At 67.3% G+C, this 25,116-nt stretch carries 25 protein-coding genes and 1 tRNA gene; 12 read left to right on the forward strand and 14 right to left on the reverse strand.

The window, feature by feature from the left end; translation table 11 throughout:
• Positions 1-145 precede the first annotated feature (145 nt).
• Positions 146-222, reverse strand: a tRNA-Pro gene (locus tag VLG41_RS13670).
• 49 nt (positions 223-271) lie between these two features.
• Positions 272-1,201 (reverse strand): polyprenyl synthetase family protein, encoded by a 930-nt coding sequence (locus tag VLG41_RS13675; protein WP_325349974.1) that lies wholly within the window; start codon positions 1,199-1,201, stop codon positions 272-274.
• Between the two features lie 273 nt (positions 1,202-1,474).
• Between VLG41_RS13675 and rplU the strand changes: the two genes are divergently transcribed.
• The 4 genes from rplU (at position 1,475) to proB (ending at position 4,374) form a co-directional block, all read left to right on the forward strand.
• On the forward strand, positions 1,475-1,786 hold the full coding sequence (rplU, locus tag VLG41_RS13680) for a 50S ribosomal protein L21 (RefSeq protein ID WP_009516508.1): 312 nt from the start codon (positions 1,475-1,477) through the stop codon (positions 1,784-1,786).
• Between the two features lie 11 nt (positions 1,787-1,797).
• A complete protein-coding gene (gene rpmA / locus VLG41_RS13685) occupies positions 1,798-2,055 on the forward strand; it encodes a 50S ribosomal protein L27 (protein ID WP_009516509.1) in 258 nt (85 codons plus the stop codon).
• Between the two features lie 72 nt (positions 2,056-2,127).
• Positions 2,128-3,198 (forward strand): Obg family GTPase CgtA, encoded by a 1,071-nt coding sequence (gene cgtA, locus VLG41_RS13690; RefSeq protein ID WP_325349953.1) that lies wholly within the window; start codon positions 2,128-2,130, stop codon positions 3,196-3,198.
• Between the two features lie 18 nt (positions 3,199-3,216).
• Complete coding sequence (gene proB / locus VLG41_RS13695) at positions 3,217-4,374, forward strand: glutamate 5-kinase (protein WP_325349954.1); 1,158 nt, start codon at positions 3,217-3,219, stop codon at positions 4,372-4,374.
• A gap of 6 nt (positions 4,375-4,380) precedes the next feature.
• Here the strand turns inward: proB and VLG41_RS13700 are convergent, their stop codons facing one another.
• Both VLG41_RS13700 and VLG41_RS13705 read right to left on the reverse strand, forming a co-directional pair.
• Positions 4,381-4,896, reverse strand: coding sequence for a CNP1-like family protein (locus tag VLG41_RS13700; RefSeq protein WP_325349955.1), 516 nt, complete (start codon positions 4,894-4,896; stop codon positions 4,381-4,383).
• On the reverse strand, positions 4,893-5,546 hold the full coding sequence (locus tag VLG41_RS13705) for an RNA pyrophosphohydrolase (RefSeq protein WP_325349975.1): 654 nt from the start codon (positions 5,544-5,546) through the stop codon (positions 4,893-4,895). The genes VLG41_RS13700 and VLG41_RS13705 overlap by 4 nt, the downstream gene beginning before the upstream one ends.
• Positions 5,547-5,714: 168 nt before the next feature.
• On the opposite strand from VLG41_RS13705, the gene VLG41_RS13710 reads away from it, so the two are divergent.
• Positions 5,715-7,460 carry a proline--tRNA ligase gene (locus VLG41_RS13710; protein WP_325349956.1) on the forward strand — a complete coding sequence of 582 codons (1,746 nt, stop codon included), beginning with the start codon at positions 5,715-5,717 and terminating at the stop codon, positions 7,458-7,460.
• 100 nt (positions 7,461-7,560) lie between these two features.
• Positions 7,561-8,145, forward strand: coding sequence for a lytic transglycosylase domain-containing protein (locus tag VLG41_RS13715; protein WP_325349957.1), 585 nt, complete (start codon positions 7,561-7,563; stop codon positions 8,143-8,145).
• 6 nt (positions 8,146-8,151) lie between these two features.
• Here VLG41_RS13715 and VLG41_RS13720 read toward each other — a convergent pair whose 3' ends face one another.
• From VLG41_RS13720 to hemA, 5 genes are all read right to left on the reverse strand, one after another.
• Positions 8,152-9,159, reverse strand: a complete 1,008-nt coding sequence (locus VLG41_RS13720) for an AAA family ATPase (RefSeq protein ID WP_325349958.1) — start codon at positions 9,157-9,159, stop codon at positions 8,152-8,154.
• A 167-nt stretch (positions 9,160-9,326) separates the two neighbouring features.
• Entirely contained in the window at positions 9,327-9,650 is a 324-nt protein-coding gene (gene grxD, locus VLG41_RS13725; protein ID WP_325349959.1) for a Grx4 family monothiol glutaredoxin, read from the reverse strand.
• Between the two features lie 41 nt (positions 9,651-9,691).
• Positions 9,692-10,525 carry a peptide chain release factor N(5)-glutamine methyltransferase gene (gene prmC, locus VLG41_RS13730; protein WP_325349960.1) on the reverse strand — a complete coding sequence of 278 codons (834 nt, stop codon included), beginning with the start codon at positions 10,523-10,525 and terminating at the stop codon, positions 9,692-9,694.
• 61 nt (positions 10,526-10,586) lie between these two features.
• Entirely contained in the window at positions 10,587-11,672 is a 1,086-nt protein-coding gene (prfA, locus tag VLG41_RS13735; protein ID WP_325349961.1) for a peptide chain release factor 1, read from the reverse strand.
• Positions 11,673-11,735: 63 nt separating this feature from the next.
• Complete coding sequence (hemA, locus tag VLG41_RS13740; protein ID WP_325349962.1) at positions 11,736-13,028, reverse strand: glutamyl-tRNA reductase; 1,293 nt, start codon at positions 13,026-13,028, stop codon at positions 11,736-11,738.
• A 61-nt stretch (positions 13,029-13,089) separates the two neighbouring features.
• Here hemA and VLG41_RS13745 point away from each other — a divergent pair, with 61 nt between their 5' ends.
• Positions 13,090-13,338: a hypothetical protein gene (locus VLG41_RS13745; protein WP_325349963.1), complete on the forward strand. Its 249-nt coding sequence runs from the start codon at positions 13,090-13,092 to the stop codon at positions 13,336-13,338.
• A 4-nt stretch (positions 13,339-13,342) separates the two neighbouring features.
• On the opposite strand, the gene ugpQ is transcribed toward VLG41_RS13745, so the two are convergent.
• From ugpQ to ugpB, 5 genes are all read right to left on the reverse strand, one after another.
• The gene (gene ugpQ, locus VLG41_RS13750) at positions 13,343-14,080 is read right to left on the reverse strand and encodes a glycerophosphodiester phosphodiesterase (protein WP_325349964.1); all 738 of its coding nucleotides are present in this window, start codon (positions 14,078-14,080) and stop codon (positions 13,343-13,345) included.
• 73 nt (positions 14,081-14,153) lie between these two features.
• Positions 14,154-15,164 carry a sn-glycerol-3-phosphate import ATP-binding protein UgpC gene (locus VLG41_RS13755; protein WP_325349965.1) on the reverse strand — a complete coding sequence of 337 codons (1,011 nt, stop codon included), beginning with the start codon at positions 15,162-15,164 and terminating at the stop codon, positions 14,154-14,156.
• 14 nt (positions 15,165-15,178) lie between these two features.
• Complete coding sequence (gene ugpE / locus VLG41_RS13760; protein ID WP_325349976.1) at positions 15,179-16,033, reverse strand: sn-glycerol-3-phosphate ABC transporter permease UgpE; 855 nt, start codon at positions 16,031-16,033, stop codon at positions 15,179-15,181.
• 13 nt (positions 16,034-16,046) lie between these two features.
• Positions 16,047-16,928, reverse strand: coding sequence for a sn-glycerol-3-phosphate ABC transporter permease UgpA (gene ugpA / locus VLG41_RS13765; protein WP_325349966.1), 882 nt, complete (start codon positions 16,926-16,928; stop codon positions 16,047-16,049).
• A 99-nt stretch (positions 16,929-17,027) separates the two neighbouring features.
• Positions 17,028-18,350 (reverse strand): sn-glycerol-3-phosphate ABC transporter substrate-binding protein UgpB, encoded by a 1,323-nt coding sequence (ugpB, locus tag VLG41_RS13770; RefSeq protein WP_325349967.1) that lies wholly within the window; start codon positions 18,348-18,350, stop codon positions 17,028-17,030.
• A 238-nt stretch (positions 18,351-18,588) separates the two neighbouring features.
• Here ugpB and VLG41_RS13775 point away from each other — a divergent pair, with 238 nt between their 5' ends.
• From VLG41_RS13775 to ubiE, 5 genes are all read left to right on the forward strand, one after another.
• The gene (locus VLG41_RS13775) at positions 18,589-22,512 is read left to right on the forward strand and encodes an FAD/FMN-binding oxidoreductase (RefSeq protein ID WP_325349968.1); all 3,924 of its coding nucleotides are present in this window, start codon (positions 18,589-18,591) and stop codon (positions 22,510-22,512) included.
• A 163-nt stretch (positions 22,513-22,675) separates the two neighbouring features.
• A complete protein-coding gene (locus VLG41_RS13780; protein ID WP_325349969.1) occupies positions 22,676-23,098 on the forward strand; it encodes an HIT family protein in 423 nt (140 codons plus the stop codon).
• A gap of 212 nt (positions 23,099-23,310) precedes the next feature.
• The gene (locus VLG41_RS13785; RefSeq protein WP_325349970.1) at positions 23,311-23,622 is read left to right on the forward strand and encodes a hypothetical protein; all 312 of its coding nucleotides are present in this window, start codon (positions 23,311-23,313) and stop codon (positions 23,620-23,622) included.
• A gap of 95 nt (positions 23,623-23,717) precedes the next feature.
• A complete protein-coding gene (locus VLG41_RS13790) occupies positions 23,718-24,140 on the forward strand; it encodes a DUF971 domain-containing protein (protein WP_296018746.1) in 423 nt (140 codons plus the stop codon).
• A gap of 197 nt (positions 24,141-24,337) precedes the next feature.
• The gene (gene ubiE, locus VLG41_RS13795; protein WP_325349971.1) at positions 24,338-25,069 is read left to right on the forward strand and encodes a bifunctional demethylmenaquinone methyltransferase/2-methoxy-6-polyprenyl-1,4-benzoquinol methylase UbiE; all 732 of its coding nucleotides are present in this window, start codon (positions 24,338-24,340) and stop codon (positions 25,067-25,069) included.
• The last annotated feature ends 47 nt before the right edge of the window (positions 25,070-25,116 follow it).

Consider the following 25,116-nt stretch of genomic DNA (forward strand, 5'->3'; position numbering starts at 1 on the left):
AATCTAACGGAAATCAATAACTTGGCTGCCACATTTGACGCCAGTTATCCGGAAATCAGGGGCTCACGTCGATTGACGTTGTATCCGGGACGCGCGGGCGCTGGGCAACAGGCGCGGCAGGCGGGCCGTTGATGTGACCAGAAGATGGTCGGGGTGAGAGGATTCGAACCTCCGGCCTCTACGTCCCGAACGTAGCGCTCTACCAGGCTAAGCTACACCCCGTGTGGATCGCTGGATCCCTTGGCTGATGACGGTGCCAGAACCGTGAACTTCAGGAGCGACGCTCCAGCAGTGCAGCCGCTAATTGTAGCAAAGCCTCTCGATGCGGATTGGGCGGCAGAGTCGCCGCAGCGTCGAGGGCGCGACGCGCTTCGGCTTGCGCCGCAGCGCGCGCGGTGTCCAGGGCGCCGGTACTGAGAATGATGCGCTGAATGTCCGGCAGGTTCTCGATGCGCCCGTGTTCGATCGCGTCGCGAATCAGGGCGCGCTGGGTGTCGTCGCCCGAGCGCAGGGCGCAGATGATGGGCAAGGTGACCTTGCCTTCACGCAAGTCATCGCCGAGGTTCTTGCCCAGTTCGTCGGCGCTGCCTTCGTAATCGAGTACGTCGTCAATGACCTGGAATGCCGTGCCCAGGGCCTGCCCATAGGTAGCGCAGGCCTGCTCGATGGCCGGGTCGGCCTGCGCCAGGATGGGCGCCAGCCGGGCGCTGGCCTCGAACAGCTTGGCGGTCTTGGAGCGGATCACCCGCAGGTAGGACGCCTCGTCGATCGAGGCGTCGCGCATGTTCATGAGTTGCAGCACCTCGCCCTCGGCAATCACGTTCGTGGCGTCCGACAGGACCTCCATCACCCGCATGTGATTGACGTCGACCATCATCTGGAAGGCGCGCGAGTAGAGGAAGTCGCCCACCAGCACGCTGGCGGCGTTGCCGAACGCCTGATTCGCCGTGGGTCGGCCACGGCGCAAGGTCGATTCGTCGACCACGTCGTCGTGCAGCAGCGTGGCGGTGTGGATGAACTCGACCACGGCGGCCAGGGTATGCCGGTGCGGGTGGTCGCACGACAGGGCGCCGCTGACCAGCAGCAGCAGGGCGGGGCGCAAGCGTTTGCCACCCGCCGAGATGATGTACTGGGCCACTTCGCGCACCAGGGGCACGTCGGTGGTCAGCCGTTCATGGATCACCCGGTCAACCGCGGCCATGTCGGCGCGGATCAGTTCGAGCGGGTTGTTCGTCGGCAAGGCAAGGGACAAGTGAGGGCCGGTGATCAGAGGCGAGAGGGCGCTGGATTATAGGAAGCCCGCCTGAGCGTTCTCTTGTTCGCTCGGGCCAATGGCGCGCAGCGGGGGGCAATTTGCCTGCGGCGGCCCCAGTGGCTATAATTCGCGGTTCGGCGGAAATCCGTCTGCCGATAGCCTTCGTGGCCCGCCGGCTGTCAAGCCCCAGCGCCCCAAGGCCAACTTCAAGAGGTTCCTATGTACGCGGTCATAAAAACCGGTGGCAAGCAATATCGCGTCGCTGCCGGCGAAAAAATCAAAGTAGAACAGATTGCTGCGGACGTGGGCCAAGAGATCGTGTTCGATCAGGTTCTGGCTGTCGGTAACGGCACCGAGCTGAAAGTGGGCACTCCCTTGGTCTCCGGCGCATCGGTCACGGTCAAGGTGGTGGCGCACGGTCGTCACGACAAAGTGCGCATCTTCAAGATGCGCCGTCGCAAGCACTACCAGAAGCGCCAGGGTCACCGGCAGAATTTCACCGAGATCGAAATCGCTTCGATTTCGGGCTAAGGAGCAGCAAGATGGCACAGAAAAAAGGCGGCGGCTCTACCCGCAACGGGCGCGACTCCAAGCCCAAGATGCTCGGCGTGAAGGCGTTCGGCGGTGAACTGGTTTCGGCCGGTTCGATCATCGTGCGTCAGCGCGGCACCAAGTTCCACCCCGGCACCAACGTGGGCGTCGGCAAGGACCACACCCTGTTCGCTACCGCAGACGGCCACGTGCAGTTCGCGGTCAAGGGTGCCCTGGGTCGTCACGTGGTCAGCGTCACCCCGGCCTGATCCGCACAATCCTCGCGCAAGAGGCCCGCGCATGCGGGCCTTTTTGTTGCCCTCAGCTAGCATTGGCACCCCATGAAGTTCGTTGACGAAGCCACCATCGACGTCGCCGCTGGCGATGGCGGGAACGGGTGCGCCTCGTTCCGGCACGAGAAGTACAAGGAGTTCGGCGGCCCGGATGGCGGGGACGGCGGACGGGGTGGTCATGTGATCATGCTCGCCGACGCCAGCTTGAATACCCTGGTCGACTTCCGCTACACGCGTCGCTTCGAGGCGCAGCGCGGCGAGCATGGCAAAGGCTCCGACATGTTCGGCGTCAAGGGCGACGACGTGGTGCTGAAGGTGCCGGTCGGCACCATCGTGACCGACGCGGAGTCGGGTCAGGTGGTGTGTGAACTGCTCCAGCCCGGTGAACGGGTGATGGTGGCCAAGGGCGGCGATGGCGGCTTTGGCAACATGCACTACAAGAGTTCCACCAACCGCGCACCGCGACAGAAGACGCCCGGTTGGCCCGGCGAGCGCAAGGCGCTCAAGCTGGAGCTCAAGGTGCTGGCCGACGTGGGTCTGCTGGGTATGCCCAACGCGGGCAAGTCCACGCTCATCGCTGCCGTCTCGAACGCCCGGCCGAAGATTGCAGACTATCCTTTCACCACCCTGCACCCCAATCTGGGCGTGGTGCGCGTGGGCCCCGAGAAGAGCTTCGTGGTGGCAGACGTACCCGGCCTGATCGAAGGCGCGTCGGAAGGCGCCGGCCTGGGGCATCAGTTCCTGCGCCATTTGCAGCGCACGCGCCTGCTCCTTCATCTCGTCGACGCGGCGCCCTTTGACGAGGCTGTTGATCCGGTGGCGCAGGCCAAGGCGATCGTTGCCGAGCTCAAGAAGTTCGATCCCGAGTTGCATGCCAAGCCGCGTTGGCTGGTGCTCAACAAGGTGGACATGCTGCCGCTCGAGGAGCGCGAGGCGCGCGTGCGCGACATCGTGCGGCGCCTGCGATACAAGGGCCCCGTGTTCGAGATCTCGGCGCTGACGCGCGAGGGCTGCGAGCGGCTGGTGCAGAAGGCGTACGAGCACATCGAGGCGCTGCGCCAGCAGGAGCAGGAGCCCACCGAGGTCGACCCGCGTTTCGTGGCGGGTGACAACGATTGATCCGATCCCACTGACACCATGAGCCAGGTCATCGACAGCACGGCCAGCGAAGCAGCCGACCTCGTGCGCCAGGCGCGCCGCATCGTCGTCAAGGTCGGCTCCAGCCTGGTGACCAATGAGGGCCGCGGCCTCGACGAGGAGGCCATCAGGCAATGGAGCCAACAGCTCGCGGCGCTGGTCCAACAGGGGCGCGAACTCATCATGGTGAGCAGCGGCGCCATTGCCGAAGGCATGAAGCGGCTGGGTTGGAGCAAGCGTCCGCACGAGGTGAACGAGCTGCAGGCCGCCGCTGCGGTGGGACAGATGGGTCTGGTGCAGATGTACGAGACCCAGTTGCGTGCCTGCGGCGTTGGCAGCGCGCAGGTGCTGCTGACCCACGCCGACCTGGCCGACCGCGAGCGGTATCTCAACGCCCGGTCCACCCTGCGCACCCTGCTGCAGTTGGGGGTCGTGCCCGTGATCAACGAGAACGACACGGTGGTCAACGACGAAATCAAATTCGGCGACAACGACACCCTGGGCGCGCTGGTGGCCAACCTGGTCGAGGCCGACGTGCTGATCATCTTGACCGACCAGAAAGGCCTCTATACGGCCGACCCGCGGCGTGACCCTTCCGCGCGCTTCGTGCACGTGGCGCGCGCGGGCGATGTGGCGCTGGAGGCCATGGCGGGTGGGGCGGGCAGCGGCATCGGCAAGGGCGGCATGATCACCAAGATCCTGGCCGCCAAGCGCGCGGCGGCGTCCGGGGCGTCAACGGTGATCGCCTGGGGGCGAGAACCGGACGTGTTGCTGCGCCTGTGCGCGGGCGAGGCCATCGGCACGGCGCTCGTGGCCCAGACGGCCAAGCACCAGGCGCGCAAGCGCTGGATCTCCGATCACCTGCAACTGCGCGGGGCGGTGGTGGTGGACGACGGTGCCGCCGCGAAGATCGCCAGCGAAGGCAAGAGCCTGCTGCCGATCGGCATGACCAGCGTCGAGGGCGACTTCTCGCGCGGCGAGGTGATCGCGGTGCGCGACGCGCGGGGTCAGGAGGTGGCGCGCGGCCTGGCCAACTACGCCAGTTCCGAGGCGCGGCTGCTGTGCCGCAAATCCTCGGCGGATTTCGAGCGCCTGCTGGGCTATACCGCCGAGCCGGAGATGATCCACCGCGACAACCTCGTGCTCAGCCGCGGCTGAGCCGCATCAGCGCAGGCGGTATGAAAAGCCGTTGCGCAGGGTGTCGAGTATCTGGCGCGGCGATCCGTTGGGCGCGCGCCCGTCGCACAGGCCGGTTTGCGCGAGTTTCAGCGCGCGACGGGTGCTGCCCCGCACGTTCATGGACTGCCACTCGTCCGTCGAGCTGGTGCGCCACTTCGCGCTGTCCGGGTCCCAGCGGCCGTAGACCTTGACTTCGGCGGCGTCGCAGCGCACCCCCTCATACAGCACGTTGACGGCCCCGCTGCGGCTGCGCGCAACGAAGACGTAGCGCACCACGCCGTCGGAGCCCACGCTCAGGGTGTCGGGATCAATGCCGTACTCGAAGGAGGAGCGATCCTCGATGTCCACGATGAGGAGCTTGTCGGTGCTGAAGTGCGTCGGCAAGGCCACCTCAGCCTCCTTCCAGGGCTCCGGTTCCTGGTACTGCTGGGCCCAGGTAACGCCGTACGCGGTGACGAGCGCGGCGGCGCAAACCGCCGCGCGAAGGAACCTGCTGTTCATTTGGAAGCGATGCCCTGAGGGCTGGTGAGCGGTTGCGGTCCCGGATCGAAACTGGCCCCGGGCGGCAACTCCAGACCAGGTGGCGGCGAGGGCACGGTGTCAGGACCATGGTCGGCTTCGGCTGGACGAGGGCCGCGACCCTGGTGATTGCGAAGGTAGCGGTTGCGCTGGCCTTCGTGGCGTGGCACATAGCGCGCCAACTCGGTCAGGGCCATTTCATAGACGCCGCGCTTGAACTCCACCACCACGTCCAGTGGCACCCAGTAGTCGTTCCAGCGCCAGGCGTCGAATTCCGGGTGGTTCGTGGCGCGCAGGTTCAGGTGCCAGTCTTGCGCCATCAGGCGCAACAGGTACCAGATCTGCTTCTGCCCCTTGTAGTGGCCGCGCGCATCGCGCCGGATGAAGCGGTCAGGCACTTCATAGCGCAACCAGTCCTTCGTGCGGGCCACGATGGCCACGTGCTCGGGGCGCAGCCCCACTTCCTCGTGCAATTCCCGGTACATCGCCTGCTCGGGCGTTTCGCCGCGGTCGATGCCGCCTTGCGGGAACTGCCAGGAATGGGAGCGGATGCGCTTGCCCCAGAACACCTGGTTTTTCTGGTTGAGCAGAATGATGCCGACATTGGGCCTGAAGCCCTCTCTGTCAAGCATAATCAACCTCGATTTTTGAACTGCGACCATTATGCATCGCACCCCGCGCCCAGCGAAGTGATCGCACACCGCACGGCCCCGCGTCCCGCCTAGGGATATACCCGCAAGCGGTGCCGGAGCCACCCCTCCAGAACCTCCCTTTCGCGCACCACCGGTGCAGGCCCCTTCATGAAAGCCAGCCAGTTCCTGATCACCACGCTCAAGGAAGCGCCCGCCGACGCCGAGGTGGCGAGCCACCGCCTCATGACCCGCGCTGGCATGATCCGCAAGCTGGGGGCCGGCATCTACAACTACATGCCCATGGGGCTGCGCGTCATCCGCAAGGTCGAGCGGATCGTGCGCGAGGAGATGAACCGCGCGGGAGCGGTCGAACTCACCATGCCCGTGGTGCAGCCCGCCGAGTTCTGGCAGGAAAGCGGCCGCTTCGAGAAGATGGGCCCCGAGCTCCTGCGCATCAAGGACCGCCACGACCGCGACTTCATCGTCCAGCCCACCAGCGAAGAGGTGGTGACCGACATTGCGCGCCAGGAACTGCGCAGCTACAAGCAGTTGCCGCGCAACCTGTACCAGATCCAGACCAAGTTTCGCGACGAGCGCCGGCCGCGTTTCGGCCTGATGCGTGGGCGCGAGTTCATCATGAAGGACGCCTACAGCTTCGACCGCGACGAGGCGACCGCCAAGGGCAGCTACCAGGTGATGGCCGCGGCCTACCGCCGCATCTTCGACCGCTTCGGCCTGAAGTACCGCGCGGTCGCGGCCGACAGCGGCGCCATCGGCGGCGATCTGAGCGAGGAGTTCCAGGTGATTGCGGCAACGGGCGAGGACGCCATCGTCTATTGCCCCACGAGCGATTACGCCGCCAACATGGAAAAGGCCGAGGCGCTGGCGCCTCAGGGCCCGCGCCCCGCGCCGGCCAACCCGCTCACGCGCACGCCCACGCCGGGCAAGGCCACCTGTGCCGACGTGGCGCAGCTGCTGGGTGTGCCACTGGCCACCACCGTCAAGTCGCTGGTGCTGGCCACCGACGAACTCGACGAAACGGGCGCCGTGAAGTCGTCCAAGGTCTGGCTGTTGCTGCTGCGCGGCGACCACGACATGAACGAGGTGAAAGTGGGCAAGGTGCCCGGCCTGGACCAGGGCTGGCGCTTCGCGACGACGGCCGAGATCGAATCGCACTTCGGCTGCCGGCCGGGCTACCTGGGCCCCATCGGGCTCAAGCAGCCGGTGGAACTGGTGGTGGATCGTGAGGTCGCCGTCATGGCCGACTGGATCTGCGGCGGCAACGAGGTCGACGTGCACCTGACCGGCGTGAACTGGGGGCGTGACCTGCCCGAACCCACGCGCCTGGCAGACCTGCGCAACATCGTCGAGGGCGATGCCTCGCCGGACGGCAAGGGCGTGCTCGCCATCGAGCGGGGCATCGAGATCGGCCACGTGTTCTACCTGGGAACCAAGTACAGCCGATCCATGAATGCCACCTTCCTCGACGAGGACGGCAAGCCCAAGCACTTCGAGATGGGCTGCTACGGCATCGGCATCACGCGCCTGCCAGCGGCGGCCATTGAACAGAACCACGACGAGCGCGGCATCATCTGGCCGGATGCGATCGCACCGTTCACCGTGGTGGTGTGCCCGATCGGCATGGACCGCAGTCCGGAAGTCAAGGCGGCTGCGGAGAATCTGTACTCCGAGCTGCTGGAGCAAGGCGTGGACGTGATACTGGACGACCGTGGAGAACGACCCGGGGCGATGTTCGCCGACTGGGAGCTCATTGGTGTGCCGCATCGCATCACCCTGGGCGACCGCGGCGTGAAGGCCGGTCAGGCCGAGTACCAGCACCGGCGCGACAGCGCGGCCACGGCCGTGCCGCTGGCGGAAGTGGCGGCCCATGTGAAGGCCCGCCTCACGGCATGAGCGCCGCCTGGCCGCCCACAGGGGCTCGTACCGCAGCGCTCGGCGCGGAGGTTATTGAGTGAGCGGCGGCGGCTGGACCCGACGCCAAGGGCTGGCCGCCATGGCCGCTCTGGCGGGCAACGTCTGGTTGCCGCCCGCGCGCGCGGGCCAGCTCGAAGAGCCCCTGGCCGACTCCGTGCGCACGGCGCTGAGCGCAGCCATCGCCAACGGTTCGCCGCCCGTTCCTGAATTCCACGACACCGAGCGCCGACTGGCCTACCTGCGCTGGCTGGGTGCCAACAGCGAGCGGCTGCGCCGGCGCAAGCCCGACTTCCAGACCCGCATCGAATTCCTGCAGACCGTGTGGTACGAAACGCGCCGCGCGGGGCTGGACACCACCATGGTGCTCGGCTTGATCCAGGTGGAGAGCGGCTTTCGCAAGTTCGCCATCTCCAGCGTGGGCGCGCGCGGCTACATGCAGATCATGCCGTTCTGGGCGCGTCTCATCGGCGATGGCGACGTGGGTGGCCTGTTCCACATGCAAACCAACCTGCGCTTCGGCTGCGTGATCCTGCGGCACTACCTCGACCGCGAGCGTGGCAACGCCTTCATGGCCCTGGGCCGCTACAACGGCAGCCGGGGCAAGGACGTGTACCCGAACGCCGTGCAGGCCGCGGCGCGCCAGTGGGCGCACCCCGACGCCTGAACGCTCTTACTGAAGGAAGCCGATGCGCCCTTTCCCCGGGCCGCCGCGCGGCAGGTCCTCGGGTTCGACGCGGTAGCGATCGTCCAGCCGTGCATTGCCGAAGGCCGTGACCAGCGCGCGGCGCATCTCACGCGGCGGCAGGCCGCCGAGCACGTCCAGCACGTCGGCGGGCACTTCCGGGTCGAAGCGCTGGCCCCAGTCGTGCTCGCCGCGGATCCCGCGGTAGAGGTTGGCGGCGATCTTGCGCGCCGCCTCGGGCGAGGGCGGCTGGATCTCGAACACGTTCATGCGGTTCAGGATGGGCTCGGGAATGGCGCGCTCGTCGTTGGCCGTGGTCACCCAGATCACCTGGCTGGCGTCGATCGCCACCTCGGCGAACTCGTCGACGAAGTGCTGCGCGGTGTCGTGCTCCAGCAGGCTGTAGAGCGCACCGAGCGGGTCGTACTGCGCGTCGGCGCTGGCCTTGTCGATCTCGTCCACGACGATCACCGGGTTGGCGTACTGGCCGTCCACGAGGGCCTCGAACACCTTGCCCGGGCGCGCGCCCTTCCATTGAGAGGACGAGCCCGAGAGCAGCCAGCCGGCGGTCATGCTGCTCATGGGTACCAGGTTCATGCTGGTGCCCAGCAGCTCGGCGAGCTGTCGGGCGAAATGCGTTTTGCCCACACCGGGCGGGCCCAGGAGCAGCATGGGTGTGACTTCCAGGCTGTCGCGGCTGTCCTGGCTCAGCGCCACGTGGCGCTTCACGTCGTCCAGCGCGTCGCCGAAATTGGGCATCAGCTCGTAGAGCGGGGCCATGTCCGGCAGGCCGGAGGGCTTCACGGCGAAGCGCTGCGAACCGCGTTCGAGCATGCGCTGCCAGGTGTTGCGAAGGCCTTCGTGTTCGCGCTCGTTGCCGCTGGCCTGCAGCTTGGCCAGCTTGCGCTCGACTTCGTCCGTATCGAACACGCTGCGCATCTGGGCGATGGGCAGGCCCAGGGGGGGTGAAGCGACCAGGCTGCGTGAGCTGCTCATGGAACTCTCCTTCGAACGCGGCAGTGAGGACATTCAAGCACGTGGCGTGCCCGTCTGAGCTGCTGATAAGGACCGGAAAAGGCCCGCAGGAGTTCACTTTCGCGTCGAGCGTGCGAAAAGCACGAAGCCGCCCGGTGGGCGGCTTCGATGAAGATACGGATGGGGGTTCAGTTCTGCGCGCTGAGTACCTGTTGCAGCTCGCCCGACTGGTACATCTCCATCATGATGTCCGATCCGCCGACGAACTCGCCCTTGACATAGAGCTGAGGGATCGTGGGCCAGTTGCTGTATTCCTTGATGCCCTGGCGGATGGCGTCGTCTTCCAGCACGTTCACGGTGAACAGGGTGCGGGGATCGACGCCGCTGGCCTTGAGGATCTGGATGGCGCGGCCCGAGAAGCCGCACATGGGAAAGCTCGCGCTGCCTTTCATGAAGAGCACGATGTCGTGGGATTTGACCAGTTGGTCGATGCGGGTCTGGGTGTCGCTCATGTCGTGGTCCTGCTGGCGGGGCGGGCCCCGGAATGGGGGAATTATCGCGCCGACGGCCAGCGGGCGCCGCTGCAGCGCACGATGCCCGCCAGGTCGGTGCGGCCTCCCACGGCCTCGAAACCGGCCGCGTCCAGCAGGGTCTGCACGGCGCCGCCCTGGTCGTGCCCGTGTTCGAGCAGCAGCCAGCCACCCGGTACCAGGGCGCGGGTGGCTTGTTCCACGATGGCGCGGATGTCGTCCAGGCCATCGACGCCCGAGACCAGGGCCGACAGCGGCTCATGGCGCAGGGCCGCCAAGTGCGGGTCACCGGCGGCAATGTAGGGCGGGTTGCTCACGATCAGATCGAAGCGCTCGCCGGGCACGGCGGCCAGCCACGTGCCGGCTGCGAAGCGGGGCCGCAGGCCCAGGCGCTCGGCGTTCTCGCGTGCCAGCGCCAGCGCGGCGTCGCTGGCGTCGGTGGCGGTCATTCGCAAGTCTGGCCGGGCGTTCAGCAGCGCCAGGGCGATGGCGCCGCTGCCGGTGCCCAGGTCGATGGCCCGGGCGCCGGGCGGCAGGCCGTCCAGCAACTCCAGCGCCCAGTCGACCAGGGTTTCCGTGTCGGGGCGCGGGGCGAGGGCGCGAGGGTCGGACCGCAGCACCAGGCCGTGAAAGCCCTGCTCGCCGCGCAGATAGGCCATGGGCTCGCCGTCGTGGTGGCGCCGCGTCAGCTCACTCAGGCGCAGGCGCGCACTGTCGTCCAGGGTGAGCTCGTCGTGCGCCGCCAGCCAGGCACGCGCCTGCGGGTCGCGGCCCAAGGCGAGCAGGAGCAACTGCTGGGCCTCCAGGCGCGGCACGCCAGCGGCCACCAGGGCTCGCAAGGTCTCGGCGATGCTCACCGCACCTTCCCCCGCATGGCACGCGGCGGGGCTGAGCGCCTGGAGAGCGGCCCGGTGGTACTCACGCCGCCGCCTGTTCCAGTTCGGCCAGCAGTTCGGCACCGCGCGCCACCTGCAGGGCGTGCACCACCTCGTCGAGTTCCCCCTCCAGCACGCTGCCCAGCTGGTAGAGCGTGAGGTTGATGCGGTGGTCGGTGAGCCGGCCCTGCGGGAAGTTGTAGGTGCGGATGCGGTCGCTGCGGTCGCCGCTGCCGATCAGGCCCTTGCGCGTGGCGGCTTCCTTGGCCGCGCGTTCGGCCCGGTCCTTCTCGCGCAGGCGGGCGGCCAGCACCTGCAGGGCCTTGGCCTTGTTGCTGTGCTGGCTGCGGCCGTCCTGGCATTCGGCGGTGATGCCCGTGGGCAGGTGCGTCACGCGCACGGCGGAGTCGGTCTTGTTGATGTGCTGGCCCCCCGCGCCGCTGGCGCGGAAGGTGTCGATGCGCAACTCGGCCGGGTTGAGCTCGATGGCCACCGCCTCGTCGGGCTCGGGCATCACGGCCACGGTGGCGGCGCTGGTGTGGATGCGGCCCTGCGTTTCGGTGGCGGGTACGCGCTGCACGCGGTGGCCGCCCGATTCGAAGCGCAGCCGTCCGTAGGCGCCGTCGCCCTCGATGCGCAGGACCAGCTCCTTGTAGCCGCCCAGTTCGCTGGGCGACTCGCTCATGATCTCCGTGCGCCAGCCCTGGCGATCGGCGTAGCGCGTGTACATGCGCGCCAGATCACCGGCGAACAGGGCGGATTCGTCGCCGCCGGTGCCGGCGCGGATCTCCAGGAAGGCCGGCCGGGCGTCGTCGGGGTCGCGCGGCAGCAGCAGGGTCTGCAGTTGACCATCCAGCGCGGTCAGGTCGGCCTCGCAGGCGGTGATTTCTTCCTGCGCCATCGTGGCCATCTCAGGATCGCGCAGCATCTCGCGCGCGGCCTGTTCGTCGGCTTCGCGGGCGAGGAAGCGGTCGAACACGGACACCACCTCGCTGGCCTCGGCGTGCTCGCGGCTCAGGGCGCGAAAGCGCGCGATGTCGTCCACCACGTCGGGCGCCGAGAGCAGGGCGTCGAGTTCGTGCAGGCGGGCGCGCTGTTTCAGCAGGGCGTGGCGGACGAAGGGTTTCATGGGTCGGGACCCGGCAGCGGCGCGCGCGTGGCGCCGTGCCACGGCCGCCGCGCGCCGGGCGGGCTAGGACTGGGGGTCTTGCGGCGGGCGGCCGTCGCGCAGGAACAGGCGCGAGACGGTCTCGGCCGTGGCCGCGCGCGCGGCGGCGTCGCCGCTGTGCAGTTCGGCCAGCGTGCCGTGCAGCATCTTCTGCGTGAGTCCTTTGGACAGGGCTTCCAGCACCGCCTCGACCGGCTCGCCGCGCGCCAGCAGGCGCCGGGCGCGGTTGAGTTCGTGCGCGCGCCAGGCGTCGGCCTGGGCATTGATTTGCTGGATGAGCGGCACCACGCCGTTGGCGGGGTCGCGCCGCTCCATCCAGTGCATGAAGCTCAGCACACCGGCGTCGATGATGGCCTCGGCCTGGGCCACGGCCGCCAGGCGGTTGTCCTTGCCGGTCTGCACCACGGTGGCGAGGTCGTCCACGGTGTAGAGGTAGACGTCGTCGAGCGCCTTCACCTCGGCCTCGATGTCGCGCGGCACGGCCAGGTCGACCATGAACATGGGGCGGTGCTTGCGCTTCTTCAGCGCGCGCTCCACCGCGCCCAGGCCGATGAGCGGCAGGGTGCTGGCGGTGCAGCTCACCACCACGTCGAATTCGTGCAGTTGCTCGGGCAGATCGGCCAGGCGCATGACCTGGGCGCCGAAGCGGCTGGCCAGCTTCTCACCGCGCTCCATGCTGCGGTTGGCGATGGCCATGGCCCGGGGCGTCTTGGCCGCGAAGTGCGTGGCAGCGAGTTCGATCATCTCGCCCGCGCCGACGAACAGCACGCGCACCTCGCGCAGGTCCTCGAACAGCTGCGAGGCCAGGCGCACGGCGGCGGCCGTCATGCTGATGGAGTGCGCGCCGATCTCGGTGGAGCTGCGCACCTGCTTGGCCACGGCGAAGGAGCGCTGGAACAACTGGTGCAGCGTGGTGCCCAGGGCGCCGGCCTCGTCGGCGGCGCGCACGGCATCCTTCATCTGACCCAGGATCTGGGCCTCGCCCAGCACCATGCTGTCCAGGCCGCTGGCCACGCGAAAGGCGTGGCGCGCGGACTGGTCGTCGCGCAGCACGTAGGCGTGGTCGCGCAGCACCTGGGAACTCACGCCGCCCGCCTGGGCCAGCCAGTCCAGCGTGGGGTCCAGCACGGCCGGATCGCCCGCGCCGTAGAGCTCGGTGCGGTTGCAGGTGGAGAGCAGGGTGGCCTCGGGCTGGCGGGGCAGGGCGCTGCGCAGGGTGTGCAGGGTGGGCTGGATCTGGTCGAGCGCGAACGCGAAACGGCCCCGCAGGTCGAGCGGGGCCGTCTGGTGGTTGATGCCGAGCGTCCAGACAGACATGCCCCGGATTATAAAATTTGCCGCTTATGAACGGCCTTGATCATTCTCAATGACCGCGATATTGCTCCTTGAGCATGTGCTGGCCTTCATTGCGCCCGCCCTGGGCGTGGCCCTGGTGCTGGCCCTGGGCCTGCGGCTGCGCCGGGCCGGGCGGTTCGGGCGCGGCACCCAGTTCGCCGTCCTGGTCACCGGCGGCGTGCTGGTGCTGCTGGCGGGGCTGATCGTTTTCGGCCGCGATGGCCGGGTGGCGACCTACGCCGCCCTGGTGCTGGTGCAGGGCAGCCTGGCCTGGTGGCTGCGGGGGCGCTGAGCGCTCAACCCGCCGGCGGAAACAGGTCCACCCGGTCGGTGATGATTCCGTCCAACCCCAGATCGATCAGCCGCTGGGCCGCCCATTCGTCGTTCACCGTGTAGGCCAGGGTGCGCCAGCCCTCGGCGCGGGCCAGGTCCACCAGGGGCCGGTCCCACAGGGCGTGGTTGCACACCAGGGCCATGCAGCCCAGATCGCGGGCCACGCGCTGCCAGCCGTCCCAGGGCGTGTCCATCAGCAGGCCGCGCGGCAGTTCGGGCGCGGTCTCGCGGGCGCCCTGCAGCGCTTCGGGGCGGAACGAGGTCAGCAGCGGCGGGTCGCCCGGCTGACCCGACCACAAGCGCCGGGCCTCGGCGGCCACGGCGCGGCCGGTGGCCAGTTCCTGCCCCGGGGTGGGCTTGATCTCGATGTTGAGCCAGTGCCGCTGCGCCAGGCAGTGACGGGCCAGGGCCTCCAGCGTGCACAGCGGCTCGCCGGCGAAGGCGCGCGAGTGCCAGCCACCGGCGTCCAGCCGGCTCAGTTCGCTCCAGGGGCGCTCGCCGGCCACGCCGTGGCCATTGGTGGTGCGATCCAGCGTGGCGTCGTGCAGCAGGAAGACCACGCCGTCGGCGCTGAGCTTGGCGTCGCACTCGACCATGCGGTAGCCGTGCGCGGCGCCCAGGCGGAAGGCGGCCAGGGTGTTCTCCGGCGCCAGCTTGCCGGCGCCGCGGTGCGCGATCCAGCGCGGGTAGGGCCAGGGCATGGCCGCGCTCACTGCTCAACCCTCCGCGCTGCGCACGGCTGGGCTGAGCGCCTTGGGAGCGGCCCGGCGGCGCTCACGACCCGACCCGCTGGCCGGTGGCCGCGTCGAACCAGTGCAGCCGGTCCTCCCGGGGCTTGGCGTGGATGGTGCTGCCCACGGCCGGCGCACCCTCGTCCTCATGCGTGCGGATGATCACCGCCTCGTCGCCCAGGCGGCAGTGCACCAGGCGCTCGGCGCCCAGCAGTTCCACCGTCTCCACCTGCAGTGCCCAGCCCTCGGTGCCCACGTCCAGATGCTCGGGGCGGATACCCAGGGTGCGGCCTTCGCGCCCGCCCGGGGCCTGCTTGAGCAGGTTCATGGGCGGCGAGCCGATGAAGCTGGCCACGAAGGTGGTGGCCGGGCGGTTGTAGACCTCTTCCGGCGTGCCGAACTGCTCCATGTGGCCGGCGTTCATCACGATCATGCGCTGCGCCAGCGTCATGGCCTCCACCTGGTCGTGGGTGACGAACAGGCTGGTGATGCCGAGTTCGCGGTGCAGCTTCTGGATCTCGATGCGCGTCTGCGCGCGCAGCTTCGCGTCCAGGTTGGACAGCGGCTCGTCGAACAGGAAGACCTGTGGCTGGCGCACGATGGCGCGGCCCATGGCCACGCGCTGGCGCTGCCCGCCCGAGAGCTGGCGCGGCTTGCGCTCCAGCAGGTGGCCCAGTTCCAGGATTCCCGCCGCCTTGTCCACGCGGGTCTTGATCTCGTCCTTGGGCACCTTGGCGATCTTCAGGCCGTAGGCCATGTTGTCGAACACGCTCATGTGCGGGTAGAGCGCGTAGTTCTGGAACACCATGGCGATGTCGCGCTCGGCGGGCTCCAGCTCGTTCACCACGCGCGGGCCGATGAGGATCTCGCCCCCCGTGACCTCTTCCAGGCCGGCCACCATGCGCAGCAGGGTGCTCTTGCCGCAGCCCGAGGGGCCGACGATCACGATGAACTCGCCGTCGGCGATGTCGGCGCTGACGCCGTGGATGACCTGCAGGGACTGCTTGCCCTGGCGGTATTGCTTGATGACGTTCTTGAATTGCAGCGTTGCCATCGGTGTGTCTCTTCTTACTTCTCGGTATCGACCAGGCCCTTGACGAACCATTTCTGCATCAGGATGACCACGATGGCCGGCGGCAGCATGGCCAGGATGGCGGTGGCCATCACCACGTTCCACTCCACGTACACCTCGCCGAAGATGGCGCGCTTGATGCCCAGCACCACCGGGTACATGTCCTCGCTGGTGGTCACCAGCAGTGGCCACAGGTACTGGTTCCAGCCGTAGATGAACTGGATCACGAACAGCGCCGCGATGCTGGTGCGCGACAGCGGCAGCAGCACGTCCCAGAAGAAGCGCATGGGCCCGGCGCCGTCCATGCGCGCGGCCTCCACCAGCTCGTCGGGCACGGTGAGGAAGAACTGGCGGAACAGGAAGGTGGCCGTGGCGGATGCGATCAGCGGCACCGTGAGGCCCGCGTAGCTGTTGAGCATGCCCAGGTTGGACACCACCTCGTAGGTCGGCCCGATGCGCACCTCCACCGGCAGCATCAGGGTGACGAAGATCATCCAGAACACCAGGCCGCGCGCGGGAAAGCGGAAGTAGACGATGGCGAAGGCCGAGAGCAGCGAGATCGCGATCTTGCCCAGGGCGATGACCATGGCGCAGACGAAGCTGACCCACAGCATCGGCAACACCGGTGCGATGGTGGAGCCGCCCGTGGTCTTGCCACCCAGCAGGGCGAGCTTGTACGTCTCGAAGAAATGGCTGCCCGGCACCAGCGACAGCGGGTTGCTGGTGGCCACCTGCTCGGCCGACTGCGTGGAGCCGACGAAGGTGATGTAGACCGGGAAGGCCACCACCAGCACGCCGATCAGCAGGATCAGGTGCGAGACGAAGGTGAGGACGGGGCGTCGTTCGATCATCATGGCCGGTGCCTCAGTACTGGACTTTCTTTTCCACGAAGCGGAACTGCAGCACCGTCAGGCCGATGACGATGCCCATGAGGATCACCGACTGCGCGGCCGAACCGCCCATGTCCAGCGCCTTGAAGCCGTCGTAATACACCTTGTAGACCAGGATCGCGGTGTCCTTGCCCGGGCCGCCGTGCGTGGTGGCGTCCACGATGGCGAAGGTGTCGAAGAAGGCGTAGACGATGTTGATCACCAGCAGGAAGAAGGTGGTGGGCGACAGCAGAGGAAAGACGATGGTCCAGAAGCGCCGCCAGGGCGAGGCGCCGTCGATGGTGGCGGCCTCGATCAGCGACTGCGGGATGGACTGCAGCCCCGCCAGGAAGAACAGGAAGTTGTAGGAAATCTGCTTCCACACCGCGGCCATGACGATCAGCGCCAGCGCGTGATCGGCGTTGAGCAGGTGGTTCCAGTCCATGCCCAGCCAGCGCAGCGCATACGCCACCACGCCGTAGGGCGAGGCGAACATGAATAGCCAGAGCACGCCCGCCACCACCGGCGCCACGGCATAGGGCCAGATCAGCAGGGTCTTGTAGACCGAGGCGCCGCGCAGCACGCGGTTGGCCATCACGGCCAGCAGCAGGGCGATCACCAGGCCGAAGCCGGCCACCATCACCGAAAACAGGGCCGTCACCTTGAAGGACGCCAGGTAGCTCGGGTCGTCGAACAGGCGCTCGAAGTTGGCCAGGCCCACGTACTCGGTGGAGATACCAAAGGCGTCCTGCTGCAGCACGCTCTGGTACAGCGCCTGCGCGGCGGGCCAGAAGAAGAACACCAGCACGACGGCCATCTGGGGCGCCACCAGGGCCCAGGGCAGCCAGGACGAGCGAAACCGGACGCGTTTTTCCATGTCGGCCGAAAAGAGGGGGTGCGCGACCCTACAACAAAAACCGCCCCGCCCGGGTCGCGCCGGTGCGGGGCGGGCAGGGCACCCGGGGTGCCCTCGGGATCACTTTTTGCCCTTGTTCGCGGCTTCGAAGCGGGCCAGCAGTTCGTTGCCGCGCTTGACGGCGTCGTCCAGCGCCTGCTTGGGCGCCTTGCGGCCGGCCCAGACCTGTTCGAGTTCCTCGTCGTTGATGGTGCGGATCTGCACGAAGTTGCCCAGGCGGATGCCGCGCGACTTGTCGGTGGTCTTGCGGATCATCTGCTCCACCGACACGTCGGTGCCCGGGTTCTGCTTGTAGAAGCCGGACTTCTCGGTGAGCTGGTAGGAGGCGATGGTCACCGGCAGGTAGCCCGTGCGCTGGTGGCTCTTGGCCGCTTCCTCGGCCTTGGACAGGTGGGCGAAGAACATCGCCACGCCCTTGTAGTCGGCGTCCTTCTTGCCCGACATCACCCACAGGCTGGCGCCGCCGATGACGGTGTTCTGCGGCGCGCCGGCCACGTCGGGGTAGTAGGGCAGGGTGCTGATGCCACCGGTGAACTTGGCGTTGCGCTTGACGTTGCCATACAGCGCCGAGGAGCCCGTGACCATGGCGCACTCGCCCGAGACGAAGGTGGCGTCGGCGGCGTTGCCGCGGCCCTTGTAGACGAACAGCCCGGTCTTGGCCATGTTGGCCAGGTTCTCGATGTGGCGCACGTGCAGCGGGCTGTTGAAGCTCAGCCGTGTGTTGAGTCCACGCATGCCGTTGCCCAGGGTGGCGAACTCGGTGTTGTGCCAGGCCGAGAAACTCTCCAGCTGTGTCCAGCTCACCCAGCTGGTGGTGAAGGGGCACTTGTGGCCCGAGGCCTTGAGCTTGCCGGCGGCCAGGGCCACCTCGGGCCAGGTCTTGGGCGGGCTCTCCGGGTCGAGGCCGGCGGCCTTGAAGGCGTCCTTGTTGTAGTGGAAGACGGTGGTCGAGCTGTTGAAGGGGAAGCTCAGCATCTGGCCGTTGGGCGCGGTGTAGTAGCCGGCCACGGCCGGCACGTAGGCATTGGGGTCGAAGCTCACGCCGGCTTTCTTCATCACCTCACCCACAGGCACGATGGCCTGGCGGCTGGCCATCATCGTGGCCGTGCCCACCTCGAACACCTGCAGGATGTGCGGGGCATTGCCGGCGCGGAAGGCCGCGATGGCGGCCGTCATGGATTCGTCGTAGCTGCCCTTGAAGGTGGGCACCACCTTGTACTGGGTCTGGGTGGCGTTGAAGTCCTTGGCCAGGTCGTTCACCCATTCACCCAGGGCGCCGCCCATGGAATGCCACCACTGGATCTCGGTCTGTGCGTGGGCGGGGGCGGCGAAGGCGGCGGCCAGGGTGATGGCGCCGGCCAGCGGCATGAAGCGGAATCTCATGAATGCTCCTCTGTTGGTCAGGACACTGCGGAAGCCGCAGGCTATCGGTCTTGTGTGACGGATCGATTGCACAGGTGTTGCCCGGGCATGACAACGGGGGTTTCCATGAGGCCCGCCCGGCCGCCCGAAGGGGCTCGCACCGCAGCGCGCTGCGCGGAGGTGTCCATGGCCGAGGGATGGGATGGTGCACTGCGATACCATCCCCGCCTCGGTGCCCTATGACGGTGCCGAGCGCCCCATGAACGCTCCGACACCGCTCACGCTGCTCACCGCCACGGACGACGCCCCCCGCCTGCGCGAGATCCCCTACAACTACACCTCCTTCTCGGACCGCGAGATCGTGATCCGGTTGCTGGGCGAGCGCTCCTGGGCCCTGCTGGACCAGTTGCGCGGCGAACGCCACACCGGCCGATCGGCCCGCATGCTCTATGAGGTGCTGGGCGATATCTGGGTCGTGCAGCGCAATCCCTATTTGCAAGACGACCTGCTCTCCAGCGCCAAGCGCCGCGGCCAGCTCGTCGATGCCCTGCACCACCGCCTGAGCGAGATCCAGAAGCGCCGCACCCCGCAGGACGACCCGGCCCGCGACGCCCTGGTAGGCGAACTGCTGGTGGCCGCGCGCGCCGCCGTGGAAGCCTTCGCCCGCTCCTTCGACGAGGTGGCGGCGCTGCGCCAGCGCGCCCAGAAGGCCCTGGGCCGCCTCACCGCCAAGGACAACATCAAGTTCGACGGCCTCTCGCGCGTCTCGCACGTCACCGACGCCACCGACTGGCGCGTGGAGTACCCCTTCGTGGTCCTCACGCCCGACACCGAGGCCGAAATGGCCGGCCTGGTGCAGGGCTGTGTCGATCTCGGCCTGACCATCATTCCGCGCGGGGGCGGCACCGGTTACACCGGCGGCGCCATCCCGCTCACCTGGAAGAGCGCGGTCATCAACACCGAGAAGCTCGAGGCCATGACCGAGGTCGAGTGGGTCAAGGTGCCCGGCCACGACGAGCCGCTGCCCACCATCTGGACGGAGGCCGGCGTGGTCACCCAGCGCGTGGCCGACGCGGCCGAGCGCGCCAGCCACGTGTTCGCGGTCGACCCCACCAGCGCCGAGGCCTCGTGCATCGGCGGCAACATCGCCATGAACGCGGGCGGCAAGAAGGCCGTGCTGTGGGGCACGGCGCTGGACAACCTGGTGAGCTGGCGCATGGTCACGCCCCAGGCCGAGTGGCTGGAGGTGACCCGCCTGGACCACAACCGCGGCAAGATCCACGACGCCGAGGTCGCCAGCTTCGAACTGAAGTACTACGCAGCCGACGGCAAGACCCCACGCCGCACCGAGACCCTGGCCATCCCGGGCCGCACCTTCCGCAAGGAAGGCCTGGGCAAGGACGTCACCGACAAGTTCCTCTCGGGCCTGCCCGGCATCCAGAAAGAGGGCTGCGACGGCCTGATCACCAGCGCGCGCTGGATCGTGCACCGCATGCCCGAGCACACGCGCACCGTCTGCCTGGAGTTCTTCGGCAACCCCAGGGACGCCGTGCCCAGCATCGTCGAGATCAAGGACTTCATGTTCGCCGAGCAGAAGCGCTCGGGCGTGCTGCTGGCCGGCCTGGAGCACCTGGACGACCGCTACCTCAAGGCCGTGGGCTACGCGACCAAGAGCAAGAAGGGCAACGGCGGCCTGCCCAAGATGGTGCTGATTGGCGACATCGCGGGCGACAACGCCGACGACGTGGCCCGCGTGACCAGCGAGGTCGTGCGCCTGGCCAACACCCGCAGCGGCGAAGGCTTTGTGGCCATCACGGCCGATGCGCGCAAGAAGTTCTGGGCCGACCGCAAGAAGACGGCCGCCATCAGCCGCCACACCAACGCCTTCAAGATCAACGAAGACGTGGTGATCCCGCTGCCGCGCATGGCCGAATACACCGACGGCATCGAGCGCATCAACATCGAGCTGTCGCTGCGCAACAAGATCCAGCTGTGCGATGCGCTCACGGACTTCTTCATGCGCGGCAACCTCCCGCTGGGCAAGCAGGACGCGGCCGATGACGTGCCCGCGGCCGAGCTGCTGGAAGACCGCGTGGCCCAGGCCATTGCCCTGGTGGCCGAAGTGCGTGCGCTGTGGCAGGGCTGGCTGGACAACGTGGAAGCCCTGTTCCCGCAGCTGCAGGACCACACCCTGCGTGCGAGCTGGAAGATGCAGTTGCGCGCGCCGCTGCAAGGCATCTTCACCGGCGCGGCGTTCAAGCCCATCCTGGACGAGGCCGTTGCCATCCACCAGCGCGTGCTCAAGGGCCGCGTGTGGGTGGCCCTGCACATGCATGCGGGCGACGGCAATGTGCACACCAACATCCCCGTCAACAGCGACGACTACGAGATGCTGCAGACCGCGCACGAGGCGGTGGCGCGCATCATGGTGCTAGCGCGCAGCCTGGACGGCGTGATTTCGGGCGAGCACGGCATCGGCATCACGAAGCTGGAATTCCTCACCGACGAAGAACTGCGCCCGTTTGCCGAGTACAAGCGCAAGGTGGACCCGGAAGGCCGCTTCAACAAGGGCAAGTTGCTTCGAAATCAGGAGCTGCCAGCGCATGATGGGCAAGCGCGGGAGGCCAAAAACCCTTCAAATTCTGCGACCGCTGCACTGATGCACGCAGATTTGACGAATGCCTACACGCCCAGCTTCGGGTTGATGGGGCATGAGTCGCTGATCATGCAGCAGAGCGATATTGGCGCCATCGCCGACAGCGTGAAGGACTGCCTGCGCTGCGGCAAATGCAAGCCCGTGTGTTCCACGCACGTGCCGCGCGCCAATTTGCTCTACAGCCCGCGCAACAAGATCCTGGCCACCTCATTGCTGGTCGAGGCCTTCCTGTACGAGGAGCAGACGCGCCGTGGCGTGTCCATCCAGCACTGGCAGGAGTTCGAGGACGTGGCGGACCACTGCACGGTGTGCCACAAGTGCTACACACCGTGCCCGGTCAAGATCGACTTTGGCGACGTGACCATGAACATGCGCAACCTGCTGCGCAAGATGGGCAAGAAGAGCTTCCGGCCCGGCAACGCGCTGGCCATGACCATGCTCAACGCCACCAACCCCGACACCATCAAGCTCATGCGCAGCGCGATGGTGGATGTGGGCTTCAAGGCCCAGCGCATGGCGGTGGACCTGCTGCGAAAGGTGGGCCGCAAGCAGACGGCCAAGCCCCCAGCCACGGTGGGCACGGCGCCGGTCAAGGAGCAGGTGATCCACTTCATCAACAAGAAGCTGCCGGGCGGCCTGCCCAAGAAGACCGCGCGCGCGCTGCTCGACATCGAGGACAAGGACTACGTCCCGATCATCCGCAACCCGGCCACCACCACGGCCGACACCGAGGCGGTGTTTTACTTCCCTGGCTGCGGCTCCGAACGCTTGTTCTCGCAGGTCGGCCTGGCGACCCAGGCCATGCTCTGGCACGCGGGCGTGCAAACCGTGCTGCCGCCGGGCTACCTGTGCTGCGGCTACCCGCAGCGCGGCAGCGGCCAGTTCGACAAGGCCGAGAAGATGATCACGGACAACCGCGTGCTCTTCCACCGCGTGGCCAACACGCTCAACTACCTGGACATCAAGACGGTGGTGGTGAGCTGCGGCACCTGCTACGACCAGCTGCAGGGCTACCAGTTCGACAAGATCTTCCCCGGCTGCCGCATCATCGATATTCACGAATACCTGCTGGAGAAGGGTATCACCCTGCAAGGCAAGGGCGCATACCTGTACCACGAGCCCTGCCACAACCCCATGAAGCAGCAGGATTCGCTGAAGACCGTGAAGGCGCTGGTGGGCGAGCAGGTGCTCAAGAGCGACCGCTGCTGCGGCGAGTCCGGCACGCTCGGCGTGACGCGGCCCGACGTGTCCACCCAGGTGCGTTTCCGCAAGGAAGAAGAAATCCGCAAGGGCGAGGCCACGCTGCGCCAGAGCGGCGCAGTGGGCGAAAGGGACAACGTCAAGATCCTCACCAGCTGCCCCAGCTGCCTGCAGGGCCTCAACCGCTACCAGGACGATCTGCAAAACGGTCTGCTCGAAGCCGACTACATCGTGGTCGAGATGGCGCGTGAGATCCTGGGCGAAAACTGGATGCCCGAGTACGTGCAGCGCGCCAATGGTGGCGGCATCGAGCGGGTGTTGGTCTAGGAATGAAGCACCCCCGGAGTCGCTTCGCGTCCTCTCCCTCTCTCTCTGCGCGGGGGGGGGACGACACCCTCGCTGCGGGGCGGCCCTTGCTCGGTGTCCCTGGCTTGGCGCCGCGCCCGGTTCGAGCCATGTGTGTTTTCTCAAGCGCGATGGGGTTTTACCAATGATTTGCCCCCTGTGCGCTGAAGACGGCGGGATGCTGGTTTGGCGCGGCGAGCGCCTGCGGGTGATCCGCGCCAACGAAGTCGGCTTTCCGGCGTTCTACCGCGTGGTGTGGAACGCGCACGTGGCCGAGTTCTCGGATTTGTCCGCGTCCGAGCGCGCCCATTGCATGGACGTGGTGGTGGCGGTGGAGCAGGCGCTGCGCGAGCACCTGTCGCCCACCAAGGTCAACATCGCGGCGCTCGGCAACATGGTGCCCCACCTGCACTGGCACGTGATTGCGCGCTTTGAGTGGGACAGCCATTTCCCGTCGCCCGTGTGGGCAGCGGCCCAGCGGCCAAGCCCGGTGGCCCAGGAAGACGCTGTGTGGAGCCGCCTGCCCGCGCTGGAGGCGGCGCTGCGGGATCGGCTGGCGCGCTGCTGAGCCAGATTGCACTGCACCGGGGCGATGGCGCTCATTGATTGCGATCGCGTAAGTGTGCGGAATTGCGCGTTGCAGTGCGCGGCAAGGCGCCGTTCGCCTTGCGGGGCACGGGGCGGCTGGGCATGATGCGTGCCACACCGAAAGACTCCCTACCCATGACTCACTCTACATCCCTGCTGCCCCGCGCCCGTGCTGCTGTCACGGCCGCAGCTTTGCTCATCACCTCCGGCCTTGCCATGGCCGATGCCTCCAAACCCCCGCTGTTCAAGATCGTGACCGTCAAGGACGAAGTCATTGTGGCCGTGCCCAAAGGCGACGCCACGGCACCCGCTGCCGACGCCGGTGCAATTGGCCAGGCCCTGGCAGCCAAGGGTGCGCTCACGGTCTGGCAGTACGCTACGCGCAAGGGAAGCGATGGTGCACTGGAGCTGGCCCCGCTGCGGCAGATCAGCGTGCTGCGCCACGACAGCCTGCGCGTGGAGCCCTACGCGGCAGCGGTGCGCGTCCTGCCTCTGCCTCAGTAGCGCAGTAGCACTCCAGGTGCCGGAGCCCGCGACGGGCCCGATGCGGTGGGACAATGGAGGTTTTCCATTTCCTCATTGCAAAGACTGGTTGTCTCATGGCAGGTTTGAAAGCGGGTGCGCCCACCCCCGAGGCGCTCACGGTGCACGAAGCCTCGCGCGTGCTGGAAGTCGCCTTCTCGGACGGCGCGCGATTTCGCATCCCCTTCGAGCTGATGCGCGTGTACTCGCCCTCGGCCGAAGTGCAAGGCCACGGTCCGGGCCAGGAAGTGCTGCAGACCGGCAAGCGCGACGTGACGCTCGTCAACCTGGAGCCCGTGGGCAACTACGCGGTCAAGCCCACGTTTTCAGACGGCCACGACAGTGGCATCTTCTCGTGGGACTATCTCTACGAGCTGGGCCAGCAACAGGAAGCCCTCTGGGCCCAATATGCCGAGCGCCTGGCGGCGGCCGGCGTGGACCGCGATGCCCCCATGCTGCCCAAGGGCCGGGCGGCCGGTGGGCACGGCGGCTGTGGCTGACACTGGTCCCGACCGACGCCATTCGGTGCATGTGCACCACATCTGCCTGCTATTGAAAAAGTAGCTGCTGGCGCAAGATGGATAAGCGCTGGAGCCCCATTTGTTTCAATGTCTTTCGTTCCCCTCCTGGCGCATGCCCCATTCCAGTGCGGGGTTGTCGCTGTACCTCTGGCGTTCACACGCCTAGCATGATTCTTATGAGCACCACGCATTTTGGTTTCCAGTCGGTCGATGAGCAGGAAAAGGCGCGCCGCGTGCGCGGCGTGTTCGATTCCGTCGCCTCCAAGTACGACGTGATGAACGACCTCATGTCGGCCGGGCTGCACCGCGCCTGGAAGGCCTACACGGTGATGGTGGCCAACCTGCGCGAGGGCAGCCAGGTGCTCGACATCGCGGGCGGCACGGGCGACCTGGCGCTGGCATTTTCAAAAAAAGTGGGCGCCACCGGCCGTGTGGTGCACACCGACATCAACGAGGCGATGCTGCGCGTGGGCCGCGACCGGCTGATCGATGCGGGCGTGGTGTTGCCCACGCTGGTGTGCGATGCCGAGAAACTGCCGTTTCCCGATGCGCACTTCGACGTGGTCAGTGTCGCGTTCGGCCTGCGCAACATGACGCACAAAGACCAGGCCCTGGCCGAGATGTGCCGCGTGCTCAAGCCCGGCGGCAAGCTGCTGGTGCTGGAGTTTTCCAAGGTGGCCAAGCCCCTGGAAAAAGCATACGACTGGTATTCGTTCAAGGTCTTGCCCCAGCTGGGCAAGCTCGTGGCGGGCGACGACGCCAGCTACCGCTACCTGGCCGAGTCCATCCGCATGCACCCGGACCAGGAAACGCTGAAGACCATGATGCAGGCTGCGGGTCTGGAGCGCGTGCAGTATTACAACCTGACGGCAGGTGTGGCCGCTTTACACACTGGTATCAAAATGTGAGACAAACGACGATGAACATCAAAAAAATCCTGGTCGGCGCGACCATT

Origin of the sequence: Hydrogenophaga sp. (genome assembly GCF_035481345.1) — a bacterium.
Classification (GTDB): Bacteria; Pseudomonadota; Gammaproteobacteria; order Burkholderiales; family Burkholderiaceae_C; genus Hydrogenophaga.